We start from the raw sequence: 15,693 nt of genomic DNA, 5'->3' as shown, positions 1-15,693 counted from the left end.
ACCAAAAACGGTGTGAAAGTTGTTTCCACAGCAAGCGGTTTTTCGGTCTCATTTATCGATGACGGTGCGTATTTGCTTTCAGAGATGGAAGTAACCGCTACCGATAAGGCAGGAAATACCGCCGTTGTGAAATTAGCGAAAAAACCTGCTGATCCAAGCGGTACTACTGGAAGTGTGGCAGATGACCAGACACCTCTTGGCGTTTACCACTTTGATTTGCTCGTGGCCGATGTGCCAAAAAATAATGCAATGAAAACTGCCCGTGTCACTTTTGCGAAGGTTGAGGACACTGGTGGCAGCTGCGAGCAATCCGATTTCGAAGGTAACGGTCCCGCCACGGGCTGGTTCCGTTGCTCTGTGGCTCCGAGCGTGACTGTTCAAGATCATTGGTTCGGTATCGCTAGGGAGCTGGGAAAGAATAAGGATCCGAACAATCCCCTTTGGGCAGCGTCGGGACCCACTCCTGACAAACATCCACAGCTTGATGAGGCGAAGGCTGTTTATGATAAAGACACGACAACGATTCCGGTTTTGATTCCCAAAACCAGCAACGGGAAATCGGTTGAGGGTAGTTATGAATTGAATTTCTCTTATAAGCCGATAGCAGGGAGCTTGAGTTCGGTCAATGATAATGCCGGATCGAAAATCTATCAGACCGATACGCATGTGAAGTTTGGTATCGACTACACCGCTCCCAAGGTGACGTTGAAAGAAACGGAGCTGGACTCGGGTTGGCTTGGGCGCAATTCGTTCACGACGACGAAAGGCTCGAAGGTCATAGTGACGTATCCGACGGCTGACACAAATCATCCCACGCAGATTTCCTATAACCTTTCCGAGCAGGATCTGCCAAGTGACGCAAGTTCGATTGCAGCCAATGCCGATTTGTCCGTCTCGGGCGCCGACCAAAGTAAATTCAAGTTCACGGCTGTGCGTTATGACAATTATGATGACGCCGCGAATGCCCTTTCCGGTTCTTCTGAAGCGAAGCCCGGGAAGACGACCTCTGTGAGTGCAGTCGCTGGAGCAGACGGCACAATCGATGTCGAGTTTGGTTCGGATGGTAAGGCCGATAGCCAATTTAATCAGGATGGAGTCTACCTGGTCAAGGATATGCAGGTGCAGGTCTGCGATGGGGCCGGAAACCATTCCAAGATCAATCTTGACAAGGGCGGCGACGGGGTCGAAAAACCCAAGTACGATATGATTGCGTTCGTCGGTCCGAACAATCAGCCGACGCAATCGATGAAGATCTATGATGTCAAGGACCAATCACGGGGTGCCGGCAACGTGGAGCCGACTTCGCACTTGCAATGGCACCGGGGCTCGGTTTCGGCGACACTGTCGGTAACCGACAAATGGTTCGATGTGGTACAGCAGCTCAAGAGCCTCAACAAACCCGGTGACCCTGATAATCCAGCGAATGTGCGGGATCTCGACTTGTTCACACACGACATCGCCGGTGACGCCAAAGACAACGATTCGTTCGTCAAACTGACGACCGGGGATTTCAAGCGTTCGAAGGCGGATTCGGATACTTGGACCGCCGAGGTCACCATGCCAACTGCCCAGAAGGGGAGCCATACAGGCTGGTCTGTAGAGGGCAGGTATGCTCTCGGGCTCAACTATCGTTCGGTCGGCGGCACACTGGCGACCGATTCGGATCCTCAGGCCAGTGCACACCAGACGTTCGGCATTGACTACACCGATCCGGAGTTCAAGGACCTCAGGTTCAGCCAGACCGGCCCGGCCCAATGGGGATGGGTGTTTGCTGCCGGTCCCGGACCGGAAAGCTTCAAGGCTACGACGAAGGACGAGGTTTCCGGGGTGTGCAACGTCAATGACCCGAATTGCTCGGGCGAGTCGCAGTTCGCGTTCAACGGCAATTTCCAACAGGCAGGCGTGGAACATCCTGCCTATCAGAAGACGAGCGGTAGTGCCGGTGATACCACAGATGTGTCGGTGAGTTTCGGCGACGATTCCGAACGGTTGACGCTCAAGGGCTCGACCCTGCACATCAGCGACAGGGCAGGCAACGTCAGCTCGCTGGATTTGGGTGACACGGTGATGCCTTCCGGCTATGTCGCGGACAAGGACAAACCCAAACTGCTTTCCAACCTGCCGAAGGGCACCACGGGTATCGCGATCGATACCAAGACCCCGACGATCGGTGTTGTCTACGACAACAATGACGTACGCAACGGTAAGTATTACAAAGCCAATCGCACGGCGACGGTGACCATCAACGAATCGAACTTCGACTTCATCAAGGCCAACGACAAATACCGCGATATCGTCGTCACCAAGGCCGACGGCTCGAAGATGACGGTTGATGCCGACAAGTTCGCCAACCCGAGCAAGGACGGTTCGACGTGGGTGGCGCAGGTGCCTTGCGACCATGATGCAGACTGGGCCTTCGATGTCTCGCTGACCGATCCGGCCGGCCATGTCGCCGCCCCGTTCCATGACGAATTCACCATCGACACGCAAAAGCCGATACTCGAGATGAAATTCGACAACAACGACGCCGAGAACGGCAACTACTACAAGGCTGTGCGTACCGCAAGCATCAAACAGACGGAGCGCAACTTCAGCCCTGCTGATACCGCGGTGACCGTAAGCGCGAAGGATGCCAACGGGGTTGCAGTAACCCCTCCGGCGGCGGCCCCCTGGTCCGAAGCAAACAAGGATTACGAACGCACCACTTCGGTGCCGTTCACGGGCGAGCTGCATTACTCGATCAAGGTAACGGCCACCGACCTGGCGGGCAACACCGCCGAGGCCGTCGAAGAGCCTGAGTTCGTCATCGATATGACCAAGCCAAAATTGGCGATCAGCCAGGTCGCCGACAAGACCGCCTATGCGGGCAAGGTGACGCCGCAGATCGATTTCAGCGACACCAACTTCGACCCGATGTTCGCCGACTACACGCTGACGCGCACCAGGAACCCCGACCCAAGCAAGAAAGACCAGAGCGCAAAGCGCGGACAGTCGAACGACAACGACGTCTTCCTTGAAAGCCAGGAACAGGACAGCAGCACGTCAAAGTCCGTCGCCCTGCCGGATGTGGAGCACACCGTCGACAACGACGACGTCTACACGCTCGACGCGAAGGTCAAGGACAAGGCCGGCAACGAGAGCGAGCAGAAAGTCGTGTTCAGCTTGAATCGCTTCGGTTCCAACTACATCCTCGACGGGGCCACGCAGAACATTCTCGGTCGCTACATCAAGGTTCCGCAGGAGGTGCACGTCACCGAAATCAACGTCAGCGGCCTGAGCTTCGACAAGTCGCATACGGAACTGGTCCACAACCAGAACGTCAGATCGATTTCGGCGGCACAGGACTACCATCTGGTCAGCGATCAGACCAGCGGCTGGCAGGAGGACACCTACGATTTCCCGGCCACCCTCTTCAATGACGACGGCTATTACCGGCTGCGTCTGTCTTCAGTCGATGCTGCGGGCAACCTTTCGCAGAACACGATGAACAAGAAGAACGAGGCACGTAACGGTGACGCCCAGATCAACTTTGCGGTGGACCACGACAAGCCGACGGCTTCGGTGGACGAGCTCAAGAGCAACGCCGTGGTCTATGCGCCTTCGCGCAACCTTGTGGTCGATGCCAAGGACGATGTGGCGCTCAAATCGGTCAAACTCAAGGTCGACGGGCGAACCGTGGGGCAGTGGAAGGGCAAGAGTACGCTCTCCCCGATGAGCCAGCGCCTCGATGCCGACCAGCACGAGCACGTCGTGGAGGTCGTATCCACCGATATGGCAGGCAATAGCACAACGACCGTCTATTCCGGCATCGTGGTGGCCACGAGCTGGTGGGCCTACATGATGGCTCGCGGGCTTCTGCTGCCACTGGTCTTCGGCGGCATCATCGTGGTGGCGCTTGGCGTTATTGGCGTTGTCGTAGCGGTACGCCGTCGCAAGTCCGTCGCCTACCGAAGGAACGTCTTCAGTCACTCCAGGTAGGCCTCATCATCCTTCGTCGGCTGCCTCACCCTGCCTTCATTGGCCATTGGGGTGATGGCGGCCGGGAAGGATAACCATCAAAGATTTTGCGTCGAAATCCGGCGCAAGCTCTTCCGGGCCAACCGGGGAGACAAGGAAAGGAAATTAAAATGGCAGGACAGATTCGAATTACGCCGGAACAGATGCGTAGCCGCGCTGGTGAGTATGACCAGCAGGCCGGCAATGTCGGCGATGTGATCAGCAGAATGGATACTTTGCTCAATGAGCTGCAGGAAGAATGGGAAGGTGCCTCGAGCCAGGCGTATGCTTCGCGCTTCGCCGAACTTCGTCCGAGTTTCACCCAAGCCCAGCAATTGATTACCGATATCGCCACCAGCCTGCGTAACACTGCGCAGTCCCTGGAAGAGACGGATCAGAACATCGCTTCTCAGTTCCGTGGCTGACATGTTGTGGTATCCGGTGAGGGAACGGCTGTAAAAGGCTGCTCTCTCACCGGATTATACGGTGTGTTCATATTAGTTTGCATTCGCCGTTAATAACGGCAAAATGTGGACAGTCAAACCAATCTTTCGTGGTTTTCCCCAGGAGGCAGCTATGCCAAGCAATGCGTATGCAGTAACGTTGATCGATGCCCGGCAGCTTGAAAATTTTGCCGTCGAAAGCGGTTCGTTCGGTGTCTGCCATATAGGCTTCAGCCAGCATAGCTTCAATACTCCCAGCGCAACGGTGCGCTCCGATAAAAACGGGATGACGTTGACCGCCGATTCCGGCTGTCGCTTGTTCGGCGATGACGGCAAGGTGGTCGAACATTATGATGTGATGCATAACCCACAAGGCTGTGTGGTCACGTTGCGGCAGGTAGTCCACGACACTGTCGCGTTGCTTTTCATTCACCCGATATCCGAAGGTGACAAAAATTCCGCAAGGTTGCATTCGCGCAACCTTCCGATATGCCCATCGGGCGAGGGCAGGACAATGCGCTTGTCTATGCGATCCCTTTCGTTTCGGAGCATCATGCCACGTTGCGCTATAGGGATGATGGGTTTTCCATCGTTGACAACGGGAGCGTCAACGGGACTTTCGTCAACGGCATGAGATTGGCTGCAGGCCAGGCAATGCATCTGAACCCAGGTGATTTGGTGCAGGTCATGGAGTTGGTGTTCACCGTCGGTCTGCGTTTTATCTCGGTCAACGCTCCCCAAGGCATGTTTCTCAGGGCTTCGCAGAGTTGGCGTGAAGTCTCGCACCAGAATATCGCGGCCTCCTCTCCCGAACCGAATGATGACGTCGACGAACCGGAACCTTTTTATCCCGCTCCCAGGCTGATGCACACCGTGCATGTCAAGGCCTTCCATGTCGACGAGCCGCCGCAATCCCCGAAGCAGAAGGACCAATCGGCGTTGATGCAGTTGGGGCCGTCCTTCCTGATGGGCATCGGTTCGGTGTTCATGGCCATTTCCGCGATATCCAACATTTCGCACGGCGGCAACATCATGACCGCGTTGCCTTCCGTTGCGATGGCGGTGGCCATGATTGGGGGAACCGTAATATGGCCGATGATCAGCAAACGGTATACCAAAAAGGCGGAAGCCCGGGAAGAGCGCCGTCGGCAAAGCAAATATACCGATTATCTCAATTCGATAACCGCCAAACTCTTGCAGGAACGCGACCGGCAGATCGCGATCTTGAACGAGAACCGGCCACCGCTGGCGCAGGTGCTGCAACGTGCCTATGACCTTTCGCCGCATCTGATGGACCGCAATGCGACGCATGATGACTTCTTGCAGCTGCGGGTTGGTATGGGCCAGCAACATGTTCAGGCCAAAATCGAAGCCCCGCACCGCGGATTCACGATGGATGACGATGCTCTGCTTGACCAGGCGGAGGCGCTTGCGGATAAGCCGACGATGATGGAAGCCCCCATGGCCGTGGATCTGGCAGCGACCAAGACGTTGGGTGTGGTGGGCGCGCGTTCTGTTACCTGGGATTTTGTCAGGGGGCTTTTGGCTCAGGTATGTGGGTTCTACAGCTACAACGAGGTGAAGATAGCAGCCATTGTTAATCCTCAGGAGGAAAGGGAATGGGGGTTCCTCAAAGACGCTCCGCACGCGCGCAGCGGCGACGGGAAAGTGCGATATCTCGCCGGGGATTCCACCGAATTGCTGGCATTGGACTCGATGCTGGGCAAGGTTCTGGCGGACCGGGAGGACAATCGTGAAGCCAACGCGCGCACGAGCATGCCCTTCTATGTGGTGCTTTGCGCCAACAAGGATTTGACCTCAGGCTCGCTGAGTGTCGCGAAGCTTTCCCAAGTCGGGGAGAATAAAGGTTTTTGTGTCATATTCTTGGCCGACGAGCTCAAGGATTTGCCGAGGGAATGCTCTCAGGTCGTTGAACTCGCCAATCCCGACGATGCCCAATTGGCGCGTGGCGATTACGCTTTGGGCACTCCGGGTGTGCTCGCCGGAGTCTCGAGAATGTTTGACCGTAGCGACGTCGGGGGTACGGAACGCGTTTTCCGTCCCGATATTCTTTTGTCCGAAAGTCGGGCGCAAGGGTTCGTCTTGGCGCTTTCACGAGCGCATCTGGGTGCATCGGAGATCGAGGGGGCGATGCCGGAGTCGTTGGGCTTTATGGAGATGTTCAAGGCCGGCAGCGTCCTGCAACTCAACGTCGCCGATCGCTGGAAGAAGCATGATTCGTCCCGTTCTCTGGCGGCTCCGGTGGGTGTGGGGGCCAAAGGCGAACTGGTTGACCTCGACCTGCATGAGGATGCCCATGGCCCACACGGCCTGATTGCAGGAACCACCGGTTCAGGCAAATCGGAATTCATCATCACATGGATCCTTTCGATGTGCGTGAATTTCTCGCCGGACGAGGCCGCGTTCGTGCTCATTGATTATAAGGGCGGCGGCCTGGCCGGGGCGTTCGACAACGACCGGTATCGTCTGCCTCACCTTGCCGGTACGATCACCAATCTCGACGGTGCCGCGGTGACGCGAAGCATGGTGTCGATCCAGAGCGAGCTGAAACGTCGTCAGGCGTTGTTCAACAAGGCCTGCGATATCACGGGCGAAGCGACGATGGATATCGGCAAATACATCTCGTACTGGCGCCAGGGAGTATTGAAGGAGCCATGCCCGCATCTGTTTGTGGTGGCGGACGAGTTTGCTGAGCTGAAGCAGCAGGAGCCGGATTTCATGGACGAGCTGGTTTCGGCTGCGCGTATTGGGCGTTCGCTGGGGCTGCACTTGGTGTTGGCGACGCAGAAGCCGACGGGTGTGGTCTCCGACCAGATCGCAAGCAACGCGCGTTTCCGTGTGTCGTTGAAGGTGGCGGATGCGGCGGACAGCCGTGAGATGATCCGTCGTCCGGACGCGGCGGAACTCGACCGTCCCGGCGAGTTCTATCTGTTGGTCGGCTATGACGAGCTGTTCGTGGGCGGGCAGGCGGCGTATGCGGGCGGTTCATATGTGGAGCGTGACGTGTACGAGCCGAAGCGCGACATGTCGGTGGAGCTGGTCGGCTTGGCCGGCGAGCCGTTGGCGAGGCTTCGTCCGGCGTCGGGTGGGTCTTCGGAATCGAAGGTCTCGGAGTTGAACGCGGTGCTGGCGCAGATATGCGATGTCGCGGCGGCGTCGGGCCTGTCGGCGGATGCGTTGTGGCTGGACCCGTTGCCTGCGCGTGTCACCTTGGACGGGCTGCGCGAGAAATATGCAAATGACTGGCCAGGAGATTCTGATCTGGTGCTGGTCGGCGGCGAGTTTGATGATCCGGAGCAGCAGCGGCAGGCGTTGATGACGATGGATATCGGACGCGACGGCAACCTGTGTGTCTATGGGGATGCGTCCACCGACCCCGAGGGGTGGCTGGCTGCGATGCTCACTGAGCTTGCTGGCCGGATGGATCCCGCTCATCTGCGTTTCTACGTGCTTGATTTCGGTGCGGGCGTGTTTTCGGCGTTCGCGCACGATCCACATTGCGGTGGTGTGGTGCTTTCCGGCGACGTGGAGCGGGTGGAGAGCCTGTTCCGTCTCTTGGAGCGTGAGATTGAGCGTCGCCGTGATCTGTTCGCCCCGTATGGCGGTTCCATTGGCGGGTACAACAGCCATGCTGAGGCCGGAGCCGTGGAACCGGAGCTGTTGGTGCTCTTGGTGGGTGTACCGGCATTCTATGAGGCGTTCCAAGACATGGAAGATCGCTTGAACTCGATGACGCGCGATTGCGTTCGTTACGGGGTGCGTTTCGTCGTCACGGCCCCTACAGCGAACGGGTTGCGTATGCGTCTGCGGGCGAACATGGGGGCGAACGTGGTTACCGCGTTCAACGACGAGAACGATTACGGCACGGTGCTGGGCAGCGGGGCTCGCAAGATGGTGCCGCCGCATGCCCTGCGCCGCGGGCTTGTCGCCTCTGGCAAGAAGGTCTACGAGTTCCAGGGGGCGTCTCTGTGCGAGGACCCGTCCGGAGAAGGCGATGTGATTCGTGGCTTCGCCGATTGGGATGCGAAGCAGTGGACGGGGCAGCCGGCACCGGCGATTCCGGTGCTGCCGAAGGTCGTGACGTCGGAAGCGTTTGCCAACCTTTCCTTGGGACGTTCGTGCGTGCCTGTGGGCATTTCGGTCGAAAGCATCGAGCCGGTGTGCTTCGATGCGCAGCGTACGCCGGTGATGCTGGTGGGCAGCAACGACGCGGACCGGATTGGCTCTTATTTCCGCGCTCTGACCCGTTCGCTTTCCGACTCGGGAGTGCGTGCTGTGACGCTGGATATCGATGGGATCGTTCCTGATGGTTGCGGCGACGTGCGTTCGAAGGATGCCGGGGTGCTTGAAGCCCTACATGCCGTCGAGCAGGGCGGTTTCGACCTGGTGCTGGTGCCTTCGGTGATGACGCTAGTTTCCGGTCTTTCGCCGGACACCGGGGCTTTGTTCACGCGTCTCGTCTCCTCGGACGAGGCTAGGAAGCGCACCGGTTTCGTGGTGGGTACTGAGGCGTGGAGGACCAAAGGTATCTATGATTCGTGGTTCAAAACTATGACGGCATACAGTGACGGTCTGTGGCTGGGGGCTGGTTTCAGGGAGCAGTCTCTTTTAAATGCCTATTCGATGACTCTTTCAGCCAGTGCGACGCTTACCAAGAGGGACGGCGTTTTTGCCTCTCGGGGAGAATCTACCAAAGTTCGTCCTCTATCAGATCCTTTGAACAATGAAAAACATGAAGAAAGGAAATCATCGTGAGTGAAAGCAATGAGATTAAACTCGATCCTCAAACAGCTGAAAGCTCTGTCTCGACTATTCAGTCTGCAGCAAAAACTCTTGCTGGTTTTAATGATGATATTACAGATTGCAAATCGGATCTCGGCTCATGGCAGGGAGAATCGGGTAGTGCAGCAACAACCGCTTGTGAGAATCTGTCGACGAGCTGGGTTTTGCTGGTCGCAGGTATAAGTAACTATGCCGATGAACTCGATAATGCTGCGAAAACGTTGCAGTCAACCGATGAAAAACAGTCCAAGAATTTTGAGGAATAAGTGGGCGAATGATGTTCAAAGTTAATATTGAAGATGTGCAAAAAGCGGCTGGCCAGCTTAAAAGTTTTTCCAATGATTCAGCTGAGACTTTGTCCACGGTTTCCCAAGCTAACGATGATTTTGTTTCTGCCGGTGGAGGAGAATATATTTCTGCTTCAAGCGATGCTTTCAGTTCATTAGAGGCGACCGCTGATTCGTTTCTTTCTTCCGTTGACGAGGTTCAGAAAGATATGGATAAGGCCCATGGTGAATTGAGCGATAATGTGGAAAAGAAACGTGAACAGCTCATGGACGCCGCTAAAGCTCCTGGAAATTATTCCAAAAATGTGCTGGAATATCAGGATTCGACTGTCGTGTCCGATTGTATTGATGCGGATACGGCTTTCCAAAATTGCCTGAGTTTGGTTGATCAAGCCTGTGCTTGGTTAGGCTGCCTCGATAATGGTGGCGGTGAGAGGGGCCGTATATCCCAAAATCTTGAACAGCTTAAGAGGAATCTGAATTCTCAAAAGACTCAGAATGATCACGTATCAAGTTCTTGGATGGCGTATCAGTCTGCTGTATCTGACTTTGAGGGGACATATTCGGCCAAATTCAACAAAAAGCCTGATGGTATGGCTGATTTGCTTGATTTAGCGAGCAAAGTTTTGAATGGTGGTGGCGATTTGACCACTGCTATCCGGGATCCGGACAAGATACTCGAAGAGATTGCGGATGGCACTCTTGGAAACAGTTTGAAGGACGGATTCAAGGAATTCTTTGGTAGTGATTTCTGGATTCATGCAGGTCAGAAAGTGGCCAAGCATGCGAAAGGAGGTTCTCTCCACTTTTATTACACTGAGTTTGGTGATGATTTGGCTGATATCGGAAGTGCGATAAAGGGCCCTGGTCGGCATGCCGCTGACATCACTGCGGCTGATCGTCTTAAAAGTGTGTCCGGTGGCTTCCATGCCGTAGGCAAGGCGGTTGGCTGGTTGAGTGCCGTTTTCAGCGTAGCTGATATTGCGAACAGCGGTTATCAGGCTTATGAGCATACGCCAGGCAGCGAGCAGGCACGTCGTAAAGCAGTCGGTACTGCAGTTGCCAAAGGGACTGCCAGTACGGCGATGAACATTGCTGGAAGTGCTGTTGGGCAATCTGCAGGAGAAGCAATTGGTTTTGCGCTGGTGGCTGCTACTCCTCTTGCTCCTTTTGCTCCGGTTGCTGCTGTGGCTTGCGGTGTTGCTGGTGCCTATTTGGGCGGAAAGATCTCTGACAAGTTCTCACAAATGTTTGGCTGGAAGAATTGAGGGTTTATGATTCTGGAAGATGTTAAAGAGAGCGAGCGGCTGGGGCTAGAGCCTGATGCTAGGGTCGTTTATGAGCCGCAGCCGTCGAATTTTTATCGCAAGTTTGATTTCATCCTTACCCCGTCGATGTTTTCGGATTTCGCTTTCGAGGCCTACGGGAAAGGTATAGTGGATATTGTCGTGATAGTTTTTTGTCTCCTATTTTTTGTTCCGTTCTGTGTTTTTGCCCTTTTTGCTCACTCGACTCTGGGTTTTTGGCTTAAGGTTGCGTTTATTTTCTTCGCGGTGGTGTGCGTTTATTTTCTTGCTCTTCTTATTTTTCCGCGCTTGCGGCAATCAACTACTGTGGATGCTCGTGTGCAGCGGGAAGTGGACTTGTTTGACTGGTTTGATTACGGTGGTGTAGGGCTTCCGGCGATTTCTATGTTGAGGCAGAGTGGTGCATCGACGAGGTGTCGTTTTGTGCTTCTGGATGGTGGTGTTCGTCTGATGCGTATGCCTGCTGGCCGGATGGTGGTCGAGGATGTGCCGTGGTCCGCGTTTGACAAGGTGTCGGTAACCCGTTCGTGTGTGGTTTTGCGTCCTAAGGCGTTCGGCCGAGGGAAAGTGAGTTTTAGCGGCCCCTATTGGTCTTATGTAAGTGCCGGCGGTATTGGCTGTTCGGTGTTGGTCGGGTTGGACGCGGTGCCTGATGTGGACGCTTTCGTAGCAGAATGTCGCGGCCGGATTGAAGGTTCTCATAGCAAGAATGCCAGGTTGCAGGAGACGGTGAAAGGAGCGGTCCAATAATGAATGAGAATACAATCTATGGGCCGTCTCCTCGCTGGACGCCGGAGTCTGTGGGTGGTGTGGTGTTCACTTGGCAGCAGTTGTATTTGTTGCTGGGAGGGCCGGATTATGGCCGGTTCGCGGTGCCTCCTTCGTGCTTGTCGATGGGGTGCTCAGTCGATGAGCGTGTGCTTGCCGGTATGCGTCGGGATATGGTCGCTGCCCTGCAACCGTTGGGCCTGGTGGATGCCGATTGCGTGCCGTGTAGCGCGTTGGGGTATTTGCTCGATCCGGTACGCTCTAGTCGGTTTGATTTGATGGATGGAGTGATTCCTTCGGACAACGATCCTGATCGCCGTTTGAAGACGAATCCGCGTGATGCCGAGGATTTGCGCACGTTTTGCGCATACTTTGGTACGGGCTCGGCGACCTTGCTGTGCAATGCGTTCGCTGCAGATGGTCCCGGTGTCGTCCTGCTCGATCTCGGAGGTCCGGGAAGTTGGGAGGAATCGTTCATGCGATTGACCCGTCTTGGCTCGGTATGGCAGTATTCCCTGGAGCCGATGCGTATCGAATGCGACTCACAAAAGGATTTTGACCGCTGCGCCGGTATGATGCACGGGAAATCATCCGATGCCAGTGCTCTGGCATCCGGCCGTGCGAATGGCGACAGACTGGTTCAGATGGCCGCAGGGCGAGGGACTCTGTCTAAGGGGCATCTGCGCTTGGGCTGGATGGTTTCGCATGATTACCGCTGCACCCGTCTAGCTGAAACTTCGCAGCTACGTGACATGCGTGTGGGGCCCGAGCCGAGGACGGTCACTCAGATTATTCCGGCGATGGGCGCGATGTTCGGCAGGCAGACCGTTCCCGCTTCCGATCCGGGCAAGTCGGTCTGGGAGCCGGGTGACGGCGGGCGGACGCGTGGCGTGTTCGAGTTAGTTGCTTCAGGCAGTGTGCTTGAGCGGCTTCTTGGCGTTGCGGGGAACTACTGAGAACTTAACACGGCACTAACGAAAGAAGGGTAACAATGAATAGAAGAAGTCTTCAAACGGAACGCGACTATTATCGACAGCAGGCGGCCGCCCACTCCCGTGCAGCTGATGACGCCAACCGTCTCGCTGGGCAGTTGTCCGACAGTATAAATGTGGCGAATGCCAAAATCGCCGCTGTCAACGATTATCTGTCCCGTTTTGTGGACAGGCTTGACAGTGCAGATACTGACTTGACTAATGCTTTGTCAAGAGTCGCTTCATCTGTAGGAGCGGGGTTGAATGAAAGCGCGTCGGATTTTGGAGTCAAGGACCTTAACTCCGGTAACTCTGCTTTATTGGCGAATGTGCGTGGCAATTGTGATGCTATCATTGACCGTCTGAATAGGGATATAGCCTCATTGCAGTCGCAGCTTTCCGCTGCTCAGCAGAGGGCTTCTGAAGAGTCTGTGACGAGCTACAATTTTTCGGTTTCCGAAAATCAGGCACAGCATGATCTTGATGCAGCAGAATTAACCTGATTTTTGGAAACGTTATTGTTTATAAATAATAAAAATAATTAAATTGAATATGTTAAAGGAGATATTGATATGTTTACGACTGATGAGTGGTTGCCGATTGGTTCGGTGGTGCATGTCAAGGATGCGAACCGTCTGTTGATGATTGCAGGGACAATGCAAGTAGATCAGGAGACAGGCCTGTTATGGGATTATATGGGTTATCCCTTCCCGGAAGGGAATATGAAGCCCGATCAGGATGTGATGTTCGACAAGGACGGTATCGATGGTGTGTATTTCATCGGCTACCAGTCTACCGAGGGGTTGGACTATCTCCAGTTCCTGAAGAAGAATGAACCCGAGTATCGCAAGGCGAAGGAACAAGCCGTCGGCGGTGCGGGTGGTGCCGGTTCGGCTAAGGGGACTGACTCGGCTGAGTGAGGCTGTCGATGACGGGGGCGTGCTGTTTGGTACGCCCCTCGCCTTTCTTCGGTGTTTTCTGTTTCGTTGTGTATCGATCTTTTGTGTCTGAGAAGGGTTGTGTTGGATGGCTGGGTCTGGTGTGTTGAATGGCAAGGTGTTGGTGGAGGTGTTGTTGCCGGCTGATGGTCGGGTGTATTCGTTGCGTCTGCCGTGCGGGTTGCGTGTGGGCGCGGCGGCGGATTTGGCGGCGCGTCTGGTGGCGTCGCGCGCCTCGGGTGTGTTCTCATATGCGGGCGGAGCGGATCTGGCCCGTCGTGACGGGTCGCCGGCTGGCCAGTTGTTGCCGCCGGGCGAGCTGGTGGGTTCGTTGGTGGCTCGTGGCGTGCTGGTCGATGGCAGCCCGCTCGTGCTGGTGTAGGCGGTACGTAGATTGATGAGGATTGGTGTTGATTCTGAAAGCGTGCAGCGTTGGGCCGATGAGGACACGTCAGGTTCGTCGTTGTACCATGGCCAGTTCAGGTATGTGCCGTATCGGAAACGGACCGGGCAGTTTGCTTACATGTGTTTTGGGTTTGCGGTGTTCCTCGCGGGTATGGGCGCGATGTTCCTGACGCCTGCGGAATATCCAGGGCTTGATCCTTATATTGGTGTGTCTTGTCTTGTACAGGCTGTTTTCATGATTCCTGTAGGTGTTATGTTCTGGCGGCTGTCACATGTGCTTTCCTCGGGCAGGGCGAATGCTGCGCTCGCGGCCGTGCTTGTGTCGGTGTTTGCATCTGCATTGTGTATGGCGGTGATGTTTGTGGTGTTTCCTGACGGAAGTAAGGAGATGTGCTTGTTTGGGTTGTTCGGTCTTGTCTTCCCGTTGCTTTCCTGGATGAGTGTCAGAAAGTGGATTGTGGATGATTCCGTGGATTCGTCGAAATGAGAAAAGAATCGGGCGATGACGAGGCTCGTTGACGAGGACAGGGATGGCAGGAACGCCTATGAGGGGGCAGCGAGATATACGCCCTGCCGTCTTGCTTTGCGTCATCTGGGGTATACCGGTCTGGGGTGTGCCGTGTTCGCGGCAGGTCTGGGTGTGGTGTTCCTTTGGTTCAGCAGGTCTGATGTATCTGGGCCTTTCGTATTGCTTGGGATGGGTTTGGTAATGCTGGTGCAGGTGGTGTCGGTGCTGTGTGCCGTGTTCGCGGCTCATGGCGAAGAGAAAGCGATGTGCATCGGTGGGCTGTTCGGTTTCGTGCCCTTGTTGTTTCTGATGGTGGCGAGGCCGTGGGTGGTCGACGACTGACCGGCGCTGCTTCATGGGCAGCATATGGCTGCGCTACACGAGCATGAGCCACAGCATGCCAAGGGGAAGTCATGAAGGAAAATGAGGGACGCGGGGAGCGTCGGAGCGTCTGGGAGGGTACCGATGACGAGGCGTTGATTGCGCAAAGGGCCAAGGGCCGAGTGTTCGGGGCCGGCGTGCTACTGATTATTTATGGAATTTCGATGATTGGTATGTTATGTTTTGCTTTCTATCTCGATATGGTTTTTCGGTCCCGGCTTATGTGTCGTTGTGTACGTCGTTGTTGTGTTCACTGGTGTTTGGTGTGGTTGCGGTGGTGTTCGCCCATTGCCCGACGACGGTGTGGTACAGGCGTCTGAGTGTGTGGTACAGGGTGGTGTTCGCCATGATGGTGGTGCTGTGCGTGATTGTGGCGGTTGTGGCCCATGGGGAGCGGTATGTGGGCGTCTACCTTGCGTTGTTTGTCGCTCCGCTTTTTGGCGGTATTGGTATTCTGCGTGAGGCTTCTTTGGTGGGTCTCAAAAAATGTGGGGAGGCCCAGGAACAAGCGGGTGAAAGGCGGAAAGCGTGGAAGGTGACACAGGTGCTTGCGGCGGTCTGGCGTACGGTCTGCCGATTCGGAAGACCCGGTTGCGCGGCCCGCGTCGTTGGTGGCGTGGGTTGTGGTCGTGGCTGTATGCGGACGGTAAGTATCTGGACGGCCCGCCGGCGTGGGCGGCGAACAAGTGACGGGGGTTGTGCCGTGTTGTGGTCGATCGTGGTTTTTAGTGGAAGGAGTTGGTGATAGCTGAGGGTTTGGCCGGAAGTTTCGGCCCGGAATAGCTGTACGCGTTGATTGGTGCCCGGTCGGTGCAGTAGTGGGTGTCACGGCCGTCATTGCGATTGGCAAGGGTGTTGATTGGGTGCATAGGCGGTCTTGGTATAA

16 protein-coding genes are annotated in these 15,693 nt (G+C 55.6%); 13 read left to right on the top strand and 3 right to left on the bottom strand.

Annotated elements, in window-relative coordinates:
- Positions 1-612 precede the first annotated feature (612 nt).
- Positions 613-3,978, top strand: a complete 3,366-nt coding sequence (locus tag OZX74_RS06775) for an Ig-like domain repeat protein (protein WP_277156188.1) — start codon at positions 613-615, stop codon at positions 3,976-3,978.
- Positions 3,979-4,127: 149 nt separating this feature from the next.
- A complete protein-coding gene (locus OZX74_RS06770) occupies positions 4,128-4,421 on the top strand; it encodes a WXG100 family type VII secretion target (protein ID WP_277156187.1) in 294 nt (97 codons plus the stop codon).
- Positions 4,422-4,488: 67 nt separating this feature from the next.
- On the opposite strand, the gene OZX74_RS06765 is transcribed toward OZX74_RS06770, so the two are convergent.
- Positions 4,489-4,872: a hypothetical protein gene (locus tag OZX74_RS06765; RefSeq protein WP_277156186.1), complete on the bottom strand. Its 384-nt coding sequence runs from the start codon at positions 4,870-4,872 to the stop codon at positions 4,489-4,491.
- A 56-nt stretch (positions 4,873-4,928) separates the two neighbouring features.
- Between OZX74_RS06765 and essC the strand changes: the two genes are divergently transcribed.
- From essC to OZX74_RS06715, 10 genes are all read left to right on the top strand, one after another.
- The gene (gene essC / locus OZX74_RS06760) at positions 4,929-9,215 is read left to right on the top strand and encodes a type VII secretion protein EssC (protein WP_277156185.1); all 4,287 of its coding nucleotides are present in this window, start codon (positions 4,929-4,931) and stop codon (positions 9,213-9,215) included.
- Positions 9,212-9,508 carry a WXG100 family type VII secretion target gene (locus OZX74_RS06755; protein WP_277156184.1) on the top strand — a complete coding sequence of 99 codons (297 nt, stop codon included), beginning with the start codon at positions 9,212-9,214 and terminating at the stop codon, positions 9,506-9,508. The genes essC and OZX74_RS06755 overlap by 4 nt, the downstream gene beginning before the upstream one ends.
- A gap of 8 nt (positions 9,509-9,516) precedes the next feature.
- On the top strand, positions 9,517-10,797 hold the full coding sequence (locus tag OZX74_RS06750; protein WP_277156183.1) for a hypothetical protein: 1,281 nt from the start codon (positions 9,517-9,519) through the stop codon (positions 10,795-10,797).
- A gap of 6 nt (positions 10,798-10,803) precedes the next feature.
- Positions 10,804-11,586 carry a hypothetical protein gene (locus tag OZX74_RS06745; protein ID WP_277156182.1) on the top strand — a complete coding sequence of 261 codons (783 nt, stop codon included), beginning with the start codon at positions 10,804-10,806 and terminating at the stop codon, positions 11,584-11,586.
- Entirely contained in the window at positions 11,586-12,560 is a 975-nt protein-coding gene (locus OZX74_RS06740; RefSeq protein WP_277156181.1) for a hypothetical protein, read from the top strand. The genes OZX74_RS06745 and OZX74_RS06740 overlap by 1 nt, the downstream gene beginning before the upstream one ends.
- 35 nt (positions 12,561-12,595) lie before the next feature.
- Positions 12,596-13,078, top strand: a complete 483-nt coding sequence (locus OZX74_RS06735; RefSeq protein ID WP_277156180.1) for a hypothetical protein — start codon at positions 12,596-12,598, stop codon at positions 13,076-13,078.
- 69 nt (positions 13,079-13,147) lie between these two features.
- Positions 13,148-13,495 (top strand): DUF4176 domain-containing protein, encoded by a 348-nt coding sequence (locus tag OZX74_RS06730; protein ID WP_277156179.1) that lies wholly within the window; start codon positions 13,148-13,150, stop codon positions 13,493-13,495.
- 106 nt (positions 13,496-13,601) lie between these two features.
- Positions 13,602-13,895 (top strand): hypothetical protein, encoded by a 294-nt coding sequence (locus tag OZX74_RS06725; RefSeq protein WP_277156178.1) that lies wholly within the window; start codon positions 13,602-13,604, stop codon positions 13,893-13,895.
- Positions 13,896-13,907: 12 nt separating this feature from the next.
- Positions 13,908-14,405 (top strand): hypothetical protein, encoded by a 498-nt coding sequence (locus OZX74_RS06720; RefSeq protein ID WP_277156177.1) that lies wholly within the window; start codon positions 13,908-13,910, stop codon positions 14,403-14,405.
- A gap of 15 nt (positions 14,406-14,420) precedes the next feature.
- On the top strand, positions 14,421-14,768 hold the full coding sequence (locus OZX74_RS06715) for a hypothetical protein (protein ID WP_277156176.1): 348 nt from the start codon (positions 14,421-14,423) through the stop codon (positions 14,766-14,768).
- Between the two features lie 258 nt (positions 14,769-15,026).
- Here the strand turns inward: OZX74_RS06715 and OZX74_RS06710 are convergent, their stop codons facing one another.
- Complete coding sequence (locus OZX74_RS06710; RefSeq protein WP_277156175.1) at positions 15,027-15,155, bottom strand: hypothetical protein; 129 nt, start codon at positions 15,153-15,155, stop codon at positions 15,027-15,029.
- A 180-nt stretch (positions 15,156-15,335) separates the two neighbouring features.
- Between OZX74_RS06710 and OZX74_RS06705 the strand changes: the two genes are divergently transcribed.
- The gene (locus OZX74_RS06705; protein WP_277156174.1) at positions 15,336-15,497 is read left to right on the top strand and encodes a hypothetical protein; all 162 of its coding nucleotides are present in this window, start codon (positions 15,336-15,338) and stop codon (positions 15,495-15,497) included.
- 35 nt (positions 15,498-15,532) lie between these two features.
- Here the strand turns inward: OZX74_RS06705 and OZX74_RS06700 are convergent, their stop codons facing one another.
- The gene (locus OZX74_RS06700; RefSeq protein WP_277156173.1) at positions 15,533-15,676 is read right to left on the bottom strand and encodes a hypothetical protein; all 144 of its coding nucleotides are present in this window, start codon (positions 15,674-15,676) and stop codon (positions 15,533-15,535) included.
- Positions 15,677-15,693: the final 17 nt, after the last annotated feature.

The sequence above is a fragment of the Bifidobacterium sp. ESL0798 genome, from assembly GCF_029395415.1.
Classification (GTDB): domain Bacteria; phylum Actinomycetota; class Actinomycetes; order Actinomycetales; family Bifidobacteriaceae; genus Bifidobacterium.
Note: the sequence above shows the minus strand (reverse complement) of the source record. Positions and strands in the feature narration are given on the sequence as shown.

What these genes read in the sequence shown, in the direction of transcription:
- OZX74_RS06700 (WP_277156173.1), bottom strand. Translation starts at nt 15,676, where the DNA reads ATGCACCCAATCAACACCCTTGCCAATCGCAATGACGGCCGTGACACC.
- OZX74_RS06725 (WP_277156178.1), top strand. Translation starts at nt 13,602, where the DNA reads ATGGCTGGGTCTGGTGTGTTGAATGGCAAGGTGTTGGTGGAGGTGTTG.
- OZX74_RS06740 (WP_277156181.1), top strand. Translation starts at nt 11,586, where the DNA reads ATGAATGAGAATACAATCTATGGGCCGTCTCCTCGCTGGACGCCGGAG.
- OZX74_RS06750 (WP_277156183.1), top strand. Translation starts at nt 9,517, where the DNA reads ATGATGTTCAAAGTTAATATTGAAGATGTGCAAAAAGCGGCTGGCCAG.
- OZX74_RS06770 (WP_277156187.1), top strand. Translation starts at nt 4,128, where the DNA reads ATGGCAGGACAGATTCGAATTACGCCGGAACAGATGCGTAGCCGCGCT.
- essC (WP_277156185.1), top strand. Translation starts at nt 4,929, where the DNA reads ATGCCCATCGGGCGAGGGCAGGACAATGCGCTTGTCTATGCGATCCCT.
- OZX74_RS06735 (WP_277156180.1), top strand. Translation starts at nt 12,596, where the DNA reads ATGAATAGAAGAAGTCTTCAAACGGAACGCGACTATTATCGACAGCAG.
- OZX74_RS06715 (WP_277156176.1), top strand. Translation starts at nt 14,421, where the DNA reads ATGACGAGGCTCGTTGACGAGGACAGGGATGGCAGGAACGCCTATGAG.
- OZX74_RS06710 (WP_277156175.1), bottom strand. Translation starts at nt 15,155, where the DNA reads ATGGCGAACACCACCCTGTACCACACACTCAGACGCCTGTACCACACC.
- OZX74_RS06745 (WP_277156182.1), top strand. Translation starts at nt 10,804, where the DNA reads ATGATTCTGGAAGATGTTAAAGAGAGCGAGCGGCTGGGGCTAGAGCCT.
- OZX74_RS06730 (WP_277156179.1), top strand. Translation starts at nt 13,148, where the DNA reads ATGTTTACGACTGATGAGTGGTTGCCGATTGGTTCGGTGGTGCATGTC.